We start from the raw sequence: 12,718 nt of genomic DNA, 5'->3' as shown, positions 1-12,718 counted from the left end.
ATGAAGCAGGTTAACCAACCGATCAACCTGTTCAATTCAGCTTTTTCTACCCAATATCCTTCCCCTGGCAACCACCCACAGGTAAAAACCTTCCCAACCGGTTGCCAATCCCACCCACCCGCTTCAAAAATCATCACCCTTTCAACCGGTTAACACCGGTCTTGTTGGGGGTAATTCATATGCATATAGGGGAAAGGAGATAGCCATGAAAAAGATCTTAATGGTGGCTGTACTGTTGATCCTTATTAGCGTTCTGAGTGCCTGCGTCCCCACCGAACCGCAGGATGTCCTGGCTTACTGCAAAGAAACCTATGAATCAGATTTCCCGGACTATCCTCCCGCCTTCATTGGTGCCTGTGTCGCCTTTTGGCAGTCCGAAAAACCCACAGCCTTCGTCTCGCTATGTGGTTCACCAGCCTTCCGCGCCGATTTGAACGCGGACCTGGGTTCGGATGTCCAAACCAGGACTGAATGCATTGCGCTGCTGCGCAGTCTGGAAGAATAAGGCTAAAAACGAACAAACCACTCGCTAATCGTTGACTGAAGACCTCGGTACGAGCATGATCGCGCCCACCGAGCAGACCGATTCGCAGAATCCGCAGCCAACACAGGCCAGCGGCACCTTGAGATACGGCAGCCCTTCGGTCAGTCTGCGAGCAGTAGGATCGTCCAGGTCCAAACAGCTCACCGGGCAGATGGTGAGGCACAAACCGCAGGATATACAGGTCCGATAATCAAATGTCGGCCGGTACCAGTCAGCCCGTTTCACCCGTTGGGCAATCGTGCCACTGGGTTCATTTACCGCGTTATAGGGGCAAACCCGCCCGCAAGTGCCGCAATCAATGCATTTTTGGGAGTCAATTTCGTGCACTTCTCGCCGAACGCCGCTGATGGCTTGCGTTGGGCAGTTGCGCACGCAGGCCTGGCAGCCCTGGCAGTCCTGGTTGATGGAATAGGCCATTTTTAGACCCCCTGCCCTTCCAATAAGCCGTCCAAACCGAGTTTTTTCACAGTTTCCGGCAGCGGATGGCCTGTTTCAGGGTCCCAACCGATCTCTTGCCAATAATTTTTCCGCATGGCCGTCAAATCCAGGCGATTATTCTTATTTGGTCCCTTGGTCAGAGGCGGAATGCCCAAAGCCCGGGCGCTGACCCGGATCTCAGCCGGCTGAACGCCGTGTTTGATATTGAACATCTGCCGCAGGGTTTGGATCCTGAGACCAATTTCGATGTATTCTTCGGGAGAAATGTCCCATCCGGTTGCCGCGTTGGTCCAATCGAACAGGGGCAAATGGTCCACGCCGAGAAAAGTCCCGAACATGCAAACACCCAAACTATTATAAAAGCTGGCATAGGCTGACATCAACACGGATTTCTGAGCAGAGGTCCGGTTGGCCTTGAACCCCTCCCGCTTACTGGAAAACAGCGGAGGTTTTGGCGCGCCAGGGATCGCCTTCCAAAGTTGGTACATGTCGTAATAAACAAAAGCGCCAGTAGTATGCCGGCCAGGGGTTGGTTCCACGCTGGCATGCAGCCCAAAACCGGGGTCCAGCCGGGGGTCATGCATGGCCAATTCTGATCCGCCTGCGGTGACAGCCGCTTCAGCGTCCTCAATATTGAGACGCTTCCGTGCTTCCTGCACCCCATCCGCCAAGAGGTCGCCAATCCCCTCTCGGGCGATCATCTTATGGATCAAGGCAATCAGGGCCTCGTCGTTCCCCCAATTGAGGGCCAAACCATCGGTATCCTCAAGGGTTAAGAGGCCTTTTTCATACCATTCGATCACGGCGGCAACCGTCCCACCTGCTGAGATGCTATCCATCCCCGCCCGGTTCAAAATGTCATTGACCTGCATCACCGTATCCCAATCCCCGTTGAGGATCATGCCGGAAAAGGCCAGGATGGTCTCATATTCCGGTTTATGGCTGGCCGGGATCAGGCCATTCGGACGCATCATGCCGCCGCAGCCCAGGGGACAGGCCAAACAGTGATATTTTTGAGATTCCCAATGTACAACGACCTTCGGAGAGACCTTGCGGGACTCCCGATCGGCAAAGTCTAATGGCGACCCAGCCCAGTTCTTGATCGGTGCATCCCCCCATTCGACCGAGGTTTGGTTCAATCCAGCCGTGCCCCACTTGCGCAGAATGCCTAAATAGAGCACGCCGATCATCCGCATACTCACCCAGGGGTTTCCCAGGGCCTTGCCCAGGAAAGACATCGCCCAGGCAGGCAGAGGGATGCGGAAACGGGCTAATTTAGCCGGTTTTTTACTGAGTTCGCGCATCCGGACGGGGTCAGCTGGCTGCACCATCTGCGCCCCGGTGAGCACCAGAGCCTTGAGGTTCTTGCTGCCCATCACGGCGCCCAGGCCGCTGCGGGCTGCCATCCGGCCAAAATCGTGGCTGATGCCTGCGATGCGGGATAACCGCTCACCGGCCGGTCCAATGCAGGCCACACCTGGTTTACGGTGTTCACCGTGACGCTCGCGCAGCGTCGACTCAGTCAACTCCGTATCCAACCCCCAGAGATCATCCGCCTCCCGCAACTCGGGGCCGCCGGGTCCAATGAAAAGGTAGACTGGATGAGATGACTGACCAGTGAAGAAAATGCCGTCATAGCCGCATTTCTTGATCGCCAGCGAGAAATAGCCGCCGCAGTTGGCATCACCCCAGGTGTTTGTCAGCGGGGATTTTCCAACAGCTATCCAGCGGCCGGTGAAAATGCTGGGCGTGCCGGTCAACAGGCCGGAGACAAATCCCAGCACATTTTCCGGTCCCAGCGGGTCCGCCCCGGCTGGAATCCGCCCATAGAGCAAGTGCGCAGCCAGGCCGATGCCGGAAAGATAGCGCTGATAGACCGAATCATCCAGGCATTCCTCGCGAAACGTCCCGGAGGTCAGATCCACCCATAGCACCTTTCCCATATAAGCTTTCATTGAAAATCCTTGAATTGCGGTAAACAACACCGCAACAGATAGACGCCGTCCGAACCGGACAGTATCCATTTCCGATATTTAAATGTGAAATCACACTTGTGTCTTTCGGCTCAACCTGATTATTCGCACAGTCCCGCGGCGATGATGGTTGAAACCAGTACAGGATAAATTATACACGCTCCGCCAGAAAGCATGAATGAACTAACAATATGCTTTTTTATTCCCCATTGATTCCCCAATATTTAGTTTATCCCCACTCTTCAGGCAAATGGATTGCAAAGCGGCAGACGGGATCCCCCTTCAGCACACTTTCAAGGACATCCGCCTGCAGGTTCTGACCAAAGATCACATCAAAGGGCTTTTTCACAAAGCCTGCTGAACATTGGCAGAAAGTTGGGCTTACGGTCAAGTTTGGCTTGCGGATGGATTCCTTGGCCCAGGGGCAGTGACAGAAGTGATAGCGCTTCTTTTCAGGGTCCGTTGCAGCCAAATATTCCTTGGCGTTATAGGGAATCTTGGTCTCATAGATCAGGTTCCCCTCGCGCACACCGCCGCCAATCTCCGGATTGCCCTCCACAAAAGCAATCACCTCATCGGTGATCTCCTGGCCAAAGAACAACTCGTTCCGTTCCTGATAACCGCGCAGTAAATCTACAAATTTCTCACCCCGATAGACCAGATAGCGGTCCATGTCCCCTTCACAAATATCATAAAAATCAGTCTTCTCGTCTGGGTAGTATTCATCCGGCAAATCCCGCAGGCAGTCCTGCAGCAGATCACGGGTTGTCGAGATCCCAAAGATCTCCTCCATTCGATCCATAATTTTGGCCGTGTAATGCGCTTTTTCATAACGTGAGAGTCCCAACGGCGGCAAAGGAAGGTTCTCAAAAATGCCATCCCGGAGGTCCTCCCCAACAGCATCCCCCAGCTTTGAATAGAGGTTATCCATGACTTCATAGCCATCCAGCAGATGGAAAATCGCCACGAAGAGCTCACGGTTATCAATCACCTTCGTGTAACGGACCAGAGCGAGCAGATTATCCATAGTATTTTCGCCGCGCTCGATCAGCCCATCCACCAACTCTTGTCCAGAGGTGTGGTTCAGGTCCTCCAGCGTCCATCCCGGCACTTGGCTTTGCAACTGCGCTTCTACCTTTCGGATAGCTTCAACCTGCTGATTCACGGTTTTCTCATCAAGCCCCCGAGCAACCAAATACTCACGAAATGCTTTTTCTTGCATTAAGCCCTCCCAATGATGTCCGATTTAATCTTAGGATACAATATTTTCAAACAATTTTCACCCCCCAAATGGCTGAAAGCCGCCCTCTTTTAGGACCGATTATTCAATTCTTTGGCAGAATCGGTGTGGTTGGTGGCCCTAAAATCACCGAAACAGGAAGAGTATGGACCCCTTCGAAAAACAATTACGACAGAAAATGATCGAGGTCACCAACCGACTTTCCTCGCGGGGATCGATTTGAGCAGCCGGGGGTAATCTCTCTGTGCGCCTGAATGACAAGGAACTGCTGGTCAACCCAACCGCCTGGCATATGAGGATCCTTTTCCGTTTGATTACCCGGCAAGCGATTTAACTTCGCTCTGGATCAGGTCACCCGATTCCATAGCGAGCTGCTCAAGGTCATAGTGGGACTGCAGGTTCATCCAAAATTCAGGGGAAATCCCAAAGTAGAAGCCTAGGCGAAACGCGGTATCGGCTGTGATGGCGCGCTTGCCGTGTACGATCTCATTGATCCGGCGGGGATCCACATTGATATCCTTCGCCAGCCGGTACTGCGAGATCTGCATCGGGGATAGGAACTCTTCCAGAAGGATCTCACCAGGGTTAATCCATTCATTTTCTGGATCAAGTTTCTTTATTTCGGCCATCATTTCCCCTTTGGCTTCCCCTTCAAGCCACTCCCCGTCAGGGTCAGCACGACGCGCTCATCGTCACCTATCTGGTCTTTCAGCCGCAGGTAGCCTGCAGAAGCCAGGGCGCTGGTCGGTTCAATGTAGTAGCCCTGATGGGCTAGAGTTTCCTGCGCGGCGGTGATTTCATCCTCCGAGACTGCCACAGCCGTGCCCCCACTCTCTTGCAAGGCCTGCAGGATGCGCTTATCGCGCACCGGTCGCGGGATCGAAGCCCCTTCTGCCAGGGTCAGTCCGGTTGGTTCAACCGCAGGGATATGGTCCAAGCCCGCTTCCCAGGCCCTCACGATCGGTGCGACCCGTTCCGCCTGTACAGCCACCAGATGCGGCAGCTTTTCAATCAATCCGGCTGCCAATAACTGTGAGAAACCAAAATACAACCCCAGAAACTGCCCACCTTGCGCGGCTGGCAGGATGAACCAATCCGGCACGCTATGACCCAACTGCTCCCAGATTTCATAGGCCGCTGTGGTCTGCCCGGCCAGATAAGCTGGATTATAAGCATGTGAGGCATAAGCCCGACCCGGCCTGAGGGAAGCCTGCACAGCATCCGCCGCAGCCTGGCGCGGACCAGGGACGGGCGTTACCGTGGTACCATAGACCGCAATCTGCCGGATCTTGGCCGGTGAGGTGGTGGCGGGGACAAAAACCTCCGCTTCCAAATCAAACCGCGCGGCGTGCGCGGCCAGTGAAGCCCCGGCATTACCCGAGGAATCCTCCGCCAGTGAGCTTGCCCCCATCGCGGCCAGTTGATTTACCATAGCATTCACCCCCCGGTCCTTAAACGACCCGGAGGGTGAGAGAAATTCAAGTTTAAGTTGTACTTCGCGTCCACCAATGCTGACCGGGACCAGAGGGGTCCAGCCAACGCCCATTACCCGTAAGGGTTGGTGAACGTCCAGAGGCAAGAGGTCGCCATAGCGCCAGATGCTGTAATCTGTCGGAATTATCCGACCGGAATCAAATCCGGATGGAAAAACAGGCTCCCAGGCGCCACCACAGTCACAACGCCAGCTTTCAAGGGTAAATTCAGCATTGGTACCGCAGTCATTACAGCGGACACGCATCAGCCGCCTCCTAGAGCAGGGTCAGATCGGAGAGGAAACTCGTCCCGATCAGGGGCGGTTCCAGCATGAAGTTCTCGGCAATCGTCGCACCCACATCCGCAAATGTCTTGCGAATGCCGAGGTTCACGCCCCGCACCTGCGGGCCAAAAACCAATAACGGCACATATTCACGGGAATGGTCTGTGCTCTCGGTGGTCGGGTCCACGCCGTGGTCGGCGGCCACAATCACCAGGTCATCCGGCCCCATCCGCTCTTTAATCGCCGGGATGGCGTCATCAAAACCCTTCAAGGCACCATAATAGCCCTGCGGGTCGTTGCGATGGCCGAAGATCATGTCAAATTCGATCAGGTTGACGAAAAGCAGCCCGTGGAAGGGTTCTTCCAAACACTTAAGGGTCGCTTCGATGCTTTCTTTGTTGCCTAGGGTGTGATTCTTGCGAGTGATGCCGCGATGGACGAAGATGTCGTCAATCTTCCCTACTGACCAGACATCCATATCCGCCTTGTAGAGCTTATCCAAAATGGTGTCCGTTTCAGGGGCGCGGGCATAATCGCGACGGTTTTCGGTGCGCTTGAAGTTACTGGCATTGGTGCCCACAAATGGCCGGGCAATTACCCGCCCCACCCCGTGCTTGCCCTTGAGGATATCTCGGGCGGTCAGGCAGATCTTATAAAGTTCCGGCACGGGAATCACATCCTCGTGCGCAGCGACCTGGAAGACGCTGTCAGCGGAAGTGTAGATAATCGGTTTGCCGGTGCGCACATGCTCCTCGCCCAGTTTCTCGAGGATCACAGTGCCTGAAGAGGCATAATTGCCCAGGGTGCCGCGGCCGATCCGTTTCTCAAATTCATCCATGATCTCAGGCGGGAATCCATTGGGATAAGTCGGAGATGGTTCCGGCAGATAGATGCCCATCATTTCCCAGTGACCCTGGATGGTGTCTTTACCGGCGGAATAAGGCTGCATTTTTCCGTAACCGCCCTGGGGGTGATCCGTTGGGGGAACACCCTCAATCGGTATCACGTTACCGAGGCCAATTGCGCCCATATTGGGCAGACTGATCCCACCCAACACCCGAGCAACATTGCCAATGGAATTGCTGCCGACATCGCCATAATCCGCGGCATCTGGCGCCTCGCCAATGCCCACGCCGTCCAAAACAATAACCGTTATTCGTTTAAACACAGGACCTCCTGTAGTAGTTTAGAAGCTATTAATATTGACCTTTATTGTACTAAATTCCAGGGTCGGATACCAAACCTGGAAACCAAATGAAAACATCGCATAAAGGCTATTGACAAACCTCAATAATTAAGTTATCTTAGTTATATATTAGTTTGTGATACAAACTATTCTTTAGGAGAGTTAATATGAATAACAAAAATAACCTCAATAAAAGTGATCTGCGACGCAGGCTTCTTCTGCTTTATCACCAGGATGGCATTCTGGACCTTGTTGTCGGGAGCTGCCTCGCCCTGCTAACCCTGGTGATGGCGTTTGATCAAGGCGCCTTTATCGGCCTGATCGGCATCCCAGCGATCTTCTACATCCCGTTCAAAGACCAAATTGCCCTGCCGAGGATCGGGTTGATCCGGTTCGATAAACCTTCCAAGAACCAGGCCCGCCTAACATTGGTCGCTATCTTTGGAGTCATCGCCTTGTTCGCATTCGTCCTGATCTTCATTCTTTTGCCTGAATCCGGCGGCTCGATTAGGACACTGTTGGCTCAAAATGAGATTCTGATCTTTGCCTTGCTTCTGGCTGGGGTGCTATTCCTCATCGGGTTGCTGATGCACAACCAACGCTTCCTGCTCTACGCGGTGATCAGCCTGGCATTCATTGGTCTGGCTGCCTGGCAGGGGTTACGGATGTGGATCCCCGTGGCTGGGTGCGCATTAATCATCCTCGTAACCGGCACCGGCCTACTGATCAGGTTCCGCCATCAATTCCCCAAACAAGACGGCGAGTAACCATAATGAAAAACCAAAGCCCCCTTTTCGATGTCCTTTTGATGACGGCCGAGATTGATAAAACCGTCCATGAACCAGCCCGGTTGATGATCCTTTCGATGCTCAACGTGGTAGACAGCGCAGATTTCACCTTTCTGCTCCATCAAACCGGGTTGACCCGGGGCAATTTCTCAACCCACATCAGGAAGCTGGAAGAAGCGGCCTATGTGGCCGTGAAAAAGGAATTTGTGGATAACAAACCGCTGACAACCTACTCAATCACCGAAGCGGGCCGGCAGGCGCTTAGCGATTACCGAAAGCTGATGGAAAAGATCCTAATAGCGCTGGAATAAGCAGCGCCTGGTCGCAATTCGATGTTCATTTACCGCCCTCATCACACGCCAAATGCACTTTACTTTTCTGATGTCAATCCCGCCCATCCCCATTATAATGAAACCAACATCGCACTTCAGTAAAGGAAGGCAGACATCATGCTCAAAGTGACCGTGATCGGGGGCGGCTCAACGTATACCCCGGAACTTCTCAATGGCTTTATCGAGCGCGAGGCGGATTTCCCCCTCGATGAGCTCTGGCTGATGGATATTGACTCTGATCGGCTGGCAGTTGTCGGCGGCTTTGCCCAAAGGATGGCTGAGGCGCGGCAGGCCTCCTTCAAAGTCATCCTCAGCACCGACCAAAAAGAAGCCATCCGGGACGCCTCCTATGTAATCACCCAGCTTCGGGTTGGCCAGATGGCTGCCAGGCGGGAGGACGAATATCTCGGCCGGCGGCACAGCCTGATCGGGCAGGAGACCACCGGCGTGGGTGGGATGGCCAAAGCTCTGCGTACGATCCCCGTGGTGCTGGATGTTGCCCGGGATATCGAAGAGGTTGCACCCGGAGCACTCCTGGTCAATTTTGCCAACCCCTCCGGCCTGGTGACCGAAGCGCTCTTCCGTTATGCACCCGATGTGGAGTCTATGGGGGTCTGCAACGTCTCCCTCACCACCAAAATGGCCTTTCTGGAGAAAATAGAAGCCGCACTGGGTGAAAAGGTCGATCCCCAGCAGGCCCGGCTGAAAGTTCTGGGACTGAACCACCTCACCTGGTTCTACGGATTTGAAGTGAACGGCCAGGACCTTTGGCCGCAGATCATGGACGGCATCCTGGCTGAGGCGGGCGACCCTGAGGAAATCCCCTTTGACCGGGATACCCTCCAATCGCTGCAGATGCTGCCCAATTATTATCTCAAATACTATTACTACACGAAAGAAATGCTGGTAGAGCAGGAAAAATGGCCGCCATCGCGGGCAGAAGAAGTACTCCAGATTGAAGCAGACCTGCTGGCCCAATATCGTGATCCGGCGCGGACTGAACCCCCAGCCGACCTTATGAAACGCGGCGGAGCCTATTATTCCACCGTAGCGACCCAGCTCCTTAACGCTCATTACAACGATCTTGATGAGGTCCATGTGGTCGATGTGCGTCATAACGGCGCAGTGGCCGGATGGGATCCAGATTGGGTGTTGGAACTGCCCTGCAGGGTGAACGCCCGCGGTATCCAGCCCCTCTCGGCGGATCCCTTGCCCCCGGTCTGCAGCGGCCTGATCGCCCAGGTCAAAGCCTATGAAATCCTCATCGCCCAGGCCGCCGTAACCGGTGACCGCAACACGGCCTATCAGGCCCTGCTTGCGCATCCTCTCGGCCCCGCGGCGGACCAAGTCAGCGCGGTGCTGGATGATCTGCTTGAGACCAATCAACCCTATCTGCCCGCCTTCTTCAAGTGAACCGGAGGACCCTTGCGCCCAACTGATTCTTCCAAACGGTATTTCCTCGGTGTGGATGTCGGCAACACCAAAACACATGCTCTGATTGCGGCCCTGAATGGTGAAGTAAGGGGCTTTGCTGAGATCGGCTGCGGGAGCTATGAAGTCCTTGGCCCGCAAGGTTATGCTGACGCGCTGCGGCAGGTCACCGACCTGGCCTTGAAGGATGCCGGGATCAGCCAGGCGGAAATCGCCGGGATGGGATTTGGGGTAGCCGGGTATGACTGGCCTTCGGAGCGGGAGATCGTCGCCCAGGGAATTGACGCTCTCGGGATTGATGCGCCCTATGAATTTGTGAATGATGTGGAAATTGGCCTGATCGCCGGCTCAAAAAGTGGCTGGGGCGTCGCTGTGGACGCAGGCACGGGTAATAACGTGCGCGGCCGGGATGATAACGGGCGGATTGGACGGATCACGGGCAACAGCGTGCATTTTGGTGAATTTGGCGGCGGGGGCGAACTGATCTGGCGCGCTGTCAGCGCGGTGAGTTACGCCTGGACCCAACGCGGTCCGCAGACCGCCCTGACCGAGGCCTTCCTGCAAGTGACGGGACTTGAAACCGTGGATAAGCTGCTTGAAGAACTGGCCATGCGGCGCATTCACTCCTCCCCCGAGCTGGCTAAGGCCATTTTCCAGGTTGCAGCCGAAGGTGATCCAATAGCCCAGGAAGTGATCCACTGGAACGCGCAGGAACTGGCGGAGAGCACCAAGGCTGTCATCCGCCAGCTCGATTTGCAAAATAAGGTTTTTGATGTTGTCCTGATCGGCAGCCTGTTCAAGACTGGAGAAATCTATATCAGCCCCTTCCGGGAGCATTTGCAGGCCTTTGCCCCCGGTGCGGAATTGGTGCAATTAAGTGTCCCACCGGTGGTCGGGGCTGTCCTGCTGGGTGCCGAAGCCGCAGGGGTTAATGCAAGGGCTATCCGAGAGAAATTGATCCAATCGACTGAAGAACGGCTCACATCGTAGCGTTTTTCATCTTCTGCCTGAAAATCACAATCGCAATCGCCATGATCATGGCGGCATAGCCGATCACCCACAATAAATGGGGCATGATCTGGCTGAAATTGCCTTCCAGGGCGGCTTTACCCGCGTCCACAGCATGAGCGAAGGGTAACAAATAAGCAATCTTCTTAAAGGCCCCACCCACAAGGTCCAGGTCAAACCAGGTGCCGGAGAACCAAGCACTCAGGTTGGTCAGCAACGCACCGCAGATCCCACCAACCTGCTTATCGTTCAGCACCGTCCCGGCCAGTAAACCGATAGCGATAAAAAGCAGCGCGGTTGGGATTAGTGTCACCAGGAACAACAACAGGCGCAGACTCGGTTCTAGGCCAAAGATCAACGCCGCACCCAGGCAGATCATGCTCTGCACCAATGCCAGGGGGATCAATGGAAGCACGTACCCAAAGATGAAATTCGAGGCCGAAAGGGGGGAAGCCATCAAACGGATCAGGAAGGACGTTCCCCGGTCTTTGGCAATCAACATCCCGGAGAAAAGCGAGATGAAAGACAGCCCAAAGACGGCCATCCCTGGGGCAAGGGTGTTGATCGGGAAGATCGGCTGGGGCAAGTTGGCCTGAATGGCTGAGAGCAGGAACAGCACTACCAGCGGGAACCCCAGGGCAAAAGCCAGGTTCAGGGGATCGCGCAGGATTTCCTTTCGGTTACGGGTTGCAAATATGGTTGATCTCATCATCTCAGCCCTCCATTCCGGCTGCCAGCGCGATAAAAGCGTCTTCGAAAGTCTTCGATTCAGTTTGCGCCTTCAATTCCTCAACGGTACCCACCGCTTTCAAGTGTCCATGCGCCAGAACGCCGATCCGATCAGAAAGAGCTTCGGTCTCTTCCATATAATGGGTGGTCATGATCATGGTGGTCTTTTCTTTCAACATCTCAATCACCTTCCAGAGTTCCCGCCGGGCCAGCACGTCAAGGCCGAGGGTGGGTTCATCCAGGAAGAGAATTTGCGGGTCCGAGATCAGGGCCATAGCGATACTCAACCGCCGCTGCATCCCGCCCGAGAGGGTCTTAGCCCGCTTGCGCGCTTCCGCCTGCAGGGAGAATTCCACGATCATCTCCTCTGCTTTTTCACGTGCAGCCTCCTTCTTGTGACCATAGATCCCCGCGATCATCTCCAGGTTTTCCCGCACGGAGAGATTCGGCGCCACGGCCGTCTCCTGGGGGGAGATATTAATCTTGGTCTTCACCGCCATGGGGTCCTTCACGATACTGTCGCCCAGCAGGAGCGCATCTCCCGAGGTCGGGGTGAGGACGCAGGAGAGCATCTTAATTGTGGTGGTCTTACCCGCGCCGTTGACACCCAGGAGTGAAAACAGCTCCCCCTGGCGGATATCCAGGCTCAGGTGATCCACTGCCAACACATCCTTATATCGTTTGGTTAATTCTTTAATTTCTATTGCATTCATTTATTTCTCATTTTCCTTATTCACTTTCCATATAAAGCGGAACAAATCCGCGATAGGCATCCGTCATCAATTCACTGATCAACTCATCGCCCAAATCTAAATAGGAGGTTGCCAACATCGTGGCAATCCCATGCACAAACACCCACATATCCAGGTGAAAACGGGAGGCCTTTTCGCGGTCCAGTCCGGTGGCTGACATGATCCGCTCCACAGCGACGTCGAAGCTGTGATCCTCCTCAACCTGCACTTCCCCGGTCCGATCGCGCATGAACAGGGTCTTGAACAGTTCTCGTTCATCCCGGGCGAAATGGATATAGGCAAGGCCGGTGGCTTTATAAGGCGGGACATCCTCCGTGTTGAGTTGCGCGTCGAAATAGTTGTTATAAGCGGTGCTGATCCGGACCATCACTGCAGCCCTAAGGTCATCCATCGAATCAAACACCCTGAAAATCGGCTGGGTGGAGCACTTCAACTCGCTGGCAATCGCCCGTGCATTGAGGGCTAGCATCCCCCCCTGCCGGACCAGCTCGAACGCGGCCTCAATCACAGCATCCTGAGTTATTTTCACTTTTGGCGGCAT

15 protein-coding genes are annotated in these 12,718 nt (G+C 54.6%); 6 read left to right on the top strand and 9 right to left on the bottom strand.

Features of this window, described 5'->3' with window-relative positions:
• Together JR338_13075 and JR338_13070 are read left to right on the top strand one after the other, a co-directional pair.
• Complete coding sequence (locus JR338_13075; protein QRN84510.1) at nucleotides 1-153, top strand: hypothetical protein; 153 nt, start codon at nucleotides 1-3, stop codon at nucleotides 151-153.
• A gap of 52 nt (nucleotides 154-205) precedes the next feature.
• Nucleotides 206-505 carry a hypothetical protein gene (locus JR338_13070; GenBank protein QRN84509.1) on the top strand — a complete coding sequence of 100 codons (300 nt, stop codon included), beginning with the start codon at nucleotides 206-208 and terminating at the stop codon, nucleotides 503-505.
• 24 nt (nucleotides 506-529) lie between these two features.
• Here the strand turns inward: JR338_13070 and JR338_13065 are convergent, their stop codons facing one another.
• From JR338_13065 to JR338_13040, 6 genes are all read right to left on the bottom strand, one after another.
• Entirely contained in the window at nucleotides 530-961 is a 432-nt protein-coding gene (locus JR338_13065; GenBank protein QRN84597.1) for a 4Fe-4S binding protein, read from the bottom strand.
• A gap of 2 nt (nucleotides 962-963) precedes the next feature.
• Complete coding sequence (locus tag JR338_13060) at nucleotides 964-2,937, bottom strand: aldehyde ferredoxin oxidoreductase family protein (GenBank protein ID QRN84508.1); 1,974 nt, start codon at nucleotides 2,935-2,937, stop codon at nucleotides 964-966.
• 247 nt (nucleotides 2,938-3,184) lie between these two features.
• The gene (locus tag JR338_13055; protein QRN84507.1) at nucleotides 3,185-4,177 is read right to left on the bottom strand and encodes a hypothetical protein; all 993 of its coding nucleotides are present in this window, start codon (nucleotides 4,175-4,177) and stop codon (nucleotides 3,185-3,187) included.
• A 332-nt stretch (nucleotides 4,178-4,509) separates the two neighbouring features.
• A complete protein-coding gene (locus JR338_13050) occupies nucleotides 4,510-4,824 on the bottom strand; it encodes a HigA family addiction module antidote protein (protein ID QRN84596.1) in 315 nt (104 codons plus the stop codon).
• Nucleotides 4,824-5,933 (bottom strand): threonine synthase, encoded by a 1,110-nt coding sequence (locus JR338_13045; protein ID QRN84506.1) that lies wholly within the window; start codon nucleotides 5,931-5,933, stop codon nucleotides 4,824-4,826. The genes JR338_13050 and JR338_13045 overlap by 1 nt, the downstream gene beginning before the upstream one ends.
• Nucleotides 5,934-5,943: 10 nt before the next feature.
• Nucleotides 5,944-7,119, bottom strand: coding sequence for a phosphopentomutase (locus JR338_13040; GenBank protein QRN84505.1), 1,176 nt, complete (start codon nucleotides 7,117-7,119; stop codon nucleotides 5,944-5,946).
• Between the two features lie 185 nt (nucleotides 7,120-7,304).
• Here JR338_13040 and JR338_13035 point away from each other — a divergent pair, with 185 nt between their 5' ends.
• The 4 genes from JR338_13035 (at nucleotide 7,305) to JR338_13020 (ending at nucleotide 10,678) form a co-directional block, all read left to right on the top strand.
• On the top strand, nucleotides 7,305-7,904 hold the full coding sequence (locus JR338_13035; protein ID QRN84504.1) for a hypothetical protein: 600 nt from the start codon (nucleotides 7,305-7,307) through the stop codon (nucleotides 7,902-7,904).
• A gap of 5 nt (nucleotides 7,905-7,909) precedes the next feature.
• Nucleotides 7,910-8,236 carry a transcriptional regulator gene (locus JR338_13030; protein ID QRN84503.1) on the top strand — a complete coding sequence of 109 codons (327 nt, stop codon included), beginning with the start codon at nucleotides 7,910-7,912 and terminating at the stop codon, nucleotides 8,234-8,236.
• Between the two features lie 138 nt (nucleotides 8,237-8,374).
• Nucleotides 8,375-9,670, top strand: a complete 1,296-nt coding sequence (locus JR338_13025; GenBank protein QRN84502.1) for a 6-phospho-beta-glucosidase — start codon at nucleotides 8,375-8,377, stop codon at nucleotides 9,668-9,670.
• A gap of 12 nt (nucleotides 9,671-9,682) precedes the next feature.
• On the top strand, nucleotides 9,683-10,678 hold the full coding sequence (locus JR338_13020; GenBank protein QRN84501.1) for an ATPase: 996 nt from the start codon (nucleotides 9,683-9,685) through the stop codon (nucleotides 10,676-10,678).
• On the opposite strand, the gene JR338_13015 is transcribed toward JR338_13020, so the two are convergent.
• The 3 genes from JR338_13015 to JR338_13005 are packed head-to-tail and all read right to left on the bottom strand — an operon-like array spanning nucleotide 10,668 to nucleotide 12,718.
• On the bottom strand, nucleotides 10,668-11,405 hold the full coding sequence (locus tag JR338_13015; GenBank protein QRN84595.1) for an ABC transporter permease: 738 nt from the start codon (nucleotides 11,403-11,405) through the stop codon (nucleotides 10,668-10,670). The two genes, JR338_13020 and JR338_13015, sit on opposite strands and share 11 nt — an antisense overlap.
• Before the next feature lie 4 nt (nucleotides 11,406-11,409).
• On the bottom strand, nucleotides 11,410-12,138 hold the full coding sequence (locus tag JR338_13010) for an ABC transporter ATP-binding protein (GenBank protein QRN84500.1): 729 nt from the start codon (nucleotides 12,136-12,138) through the stop codon (nucleotides 11,410-11,412).
• A gap of 16 nt (nucleotides 12,139-12,154) precedes the next feature.
• Nucleotides 12,155-12,718 (bottom strand): TetR/AcrR family transcriptional regulator, encoded by a 564-nt coding sequence (locus JR338_13005; protein QRN84499.1) that lies wholly within the window; start codon nucleotides 12,716-12,718, stop codon nucleotides 12,155-12,157.

Source organism: Chloroflexota bacterium, from assembly GCA_016887485.1.
Classification (GTDB): Bacteria; Chloroflexota; Anaerolineae; order Anaerolineales; family Anaerolineaceae; genus Brevifilum.
This window is presented reverse-complemented; position numbering and strand designations above follow the sequence as displayed.

Excerpts from the sequence above, each read along its gene's own strand:
- JR338_13030 (QRN84503.1), top strand. The coding sequence starts at position 7,910 with ATGAAAAACCAAAGCCCCCTTTTCGATGTCCTTTTGATGACGGCCGAG.
- JR338_13015 (QRN84595.1), bottom strand. The coding sequence starts at position 11,405 with ATGAGATCAACCATATTTGCAACCCGTAACCGAAAGGAAATCCTGCGC.
- JR338_13050 (QRN84596.1), bottom strand. The coding sequence starts at position 4,824 with ATGGCCGAAATAAAGAAACTTGATCCAGAAAATGAATGGATTAACCCT.
- JR338_13010 (QRN84500.1), bottom strand. The coding sequence starts at position 12,138 with ATGAATGCAATAGAAATTAAAGAATTAACCAAACGATATAAGGATGTG.
- JR338_13060 (QRN84508.1), bottom strand. The coding sequence starts at position 2,937 with ATGAAAGCTTATATGGGAAAGGTGCTATGGGTGGATCTGACCTCCGGG.
- JR338_13055 (QRN84507.1), bottom strand. The coding sequence starts at position 4,177 with ATGCAAGAAAAAGCATTTCGTGAGTATTTGGTTGCTCGGGGGCTTGAT.
- JR338_13035 (QRN84504.1), top strand. The coding sequence starts at position 7,305 with ATGAATAACAAAAATAACCTCAATAAAAGTGATCTGCGACGCAGGCTT.
- JR338_13075 (QRN84510.1), top strand. The coding sequence starts at position 1 with ATGAAGCAGGTTAACCAACCGATCAACCTGTTCAATTCAGCTTTTTCT.
- JR338_13025 (QRN84502.1), top strand. The coding sequence starts at position 8,375 with ATGCTCAAAGTGACCGTGATCGGGGGCGGCTCAACGTATACCCCGGAA.
- JR338_13005 (QRN84499.1), bottom strand. The coding sequence starts at position 12,718 with ATGCCGCCAAAAGTGAAAATAACTCAGGATGCTGTGATTGAGGCCGCG.
- JR338_13045 (QRN84506.1), bottom strand. The coding sequence starts at position 5,933 with ATGCGTGTCCGCTGTAATGACTGCGGTACCAATGCTGAATTTACCCTT.
- JR338_13065 (QRN84597.1), bottom strand. The coding sequence starts at position 961 with ATGGCCTATTCCATCAACCAGGACTGCCAGGGCTGCCAGGCCTGCGTG.
- JR338_13070 (QRN84509.1), top strand. The coding sequence starts at position 206 with ATGAAAAAGATCTTAATGGTGGCTGTACTGTTGATCCTTATTAGCGTT.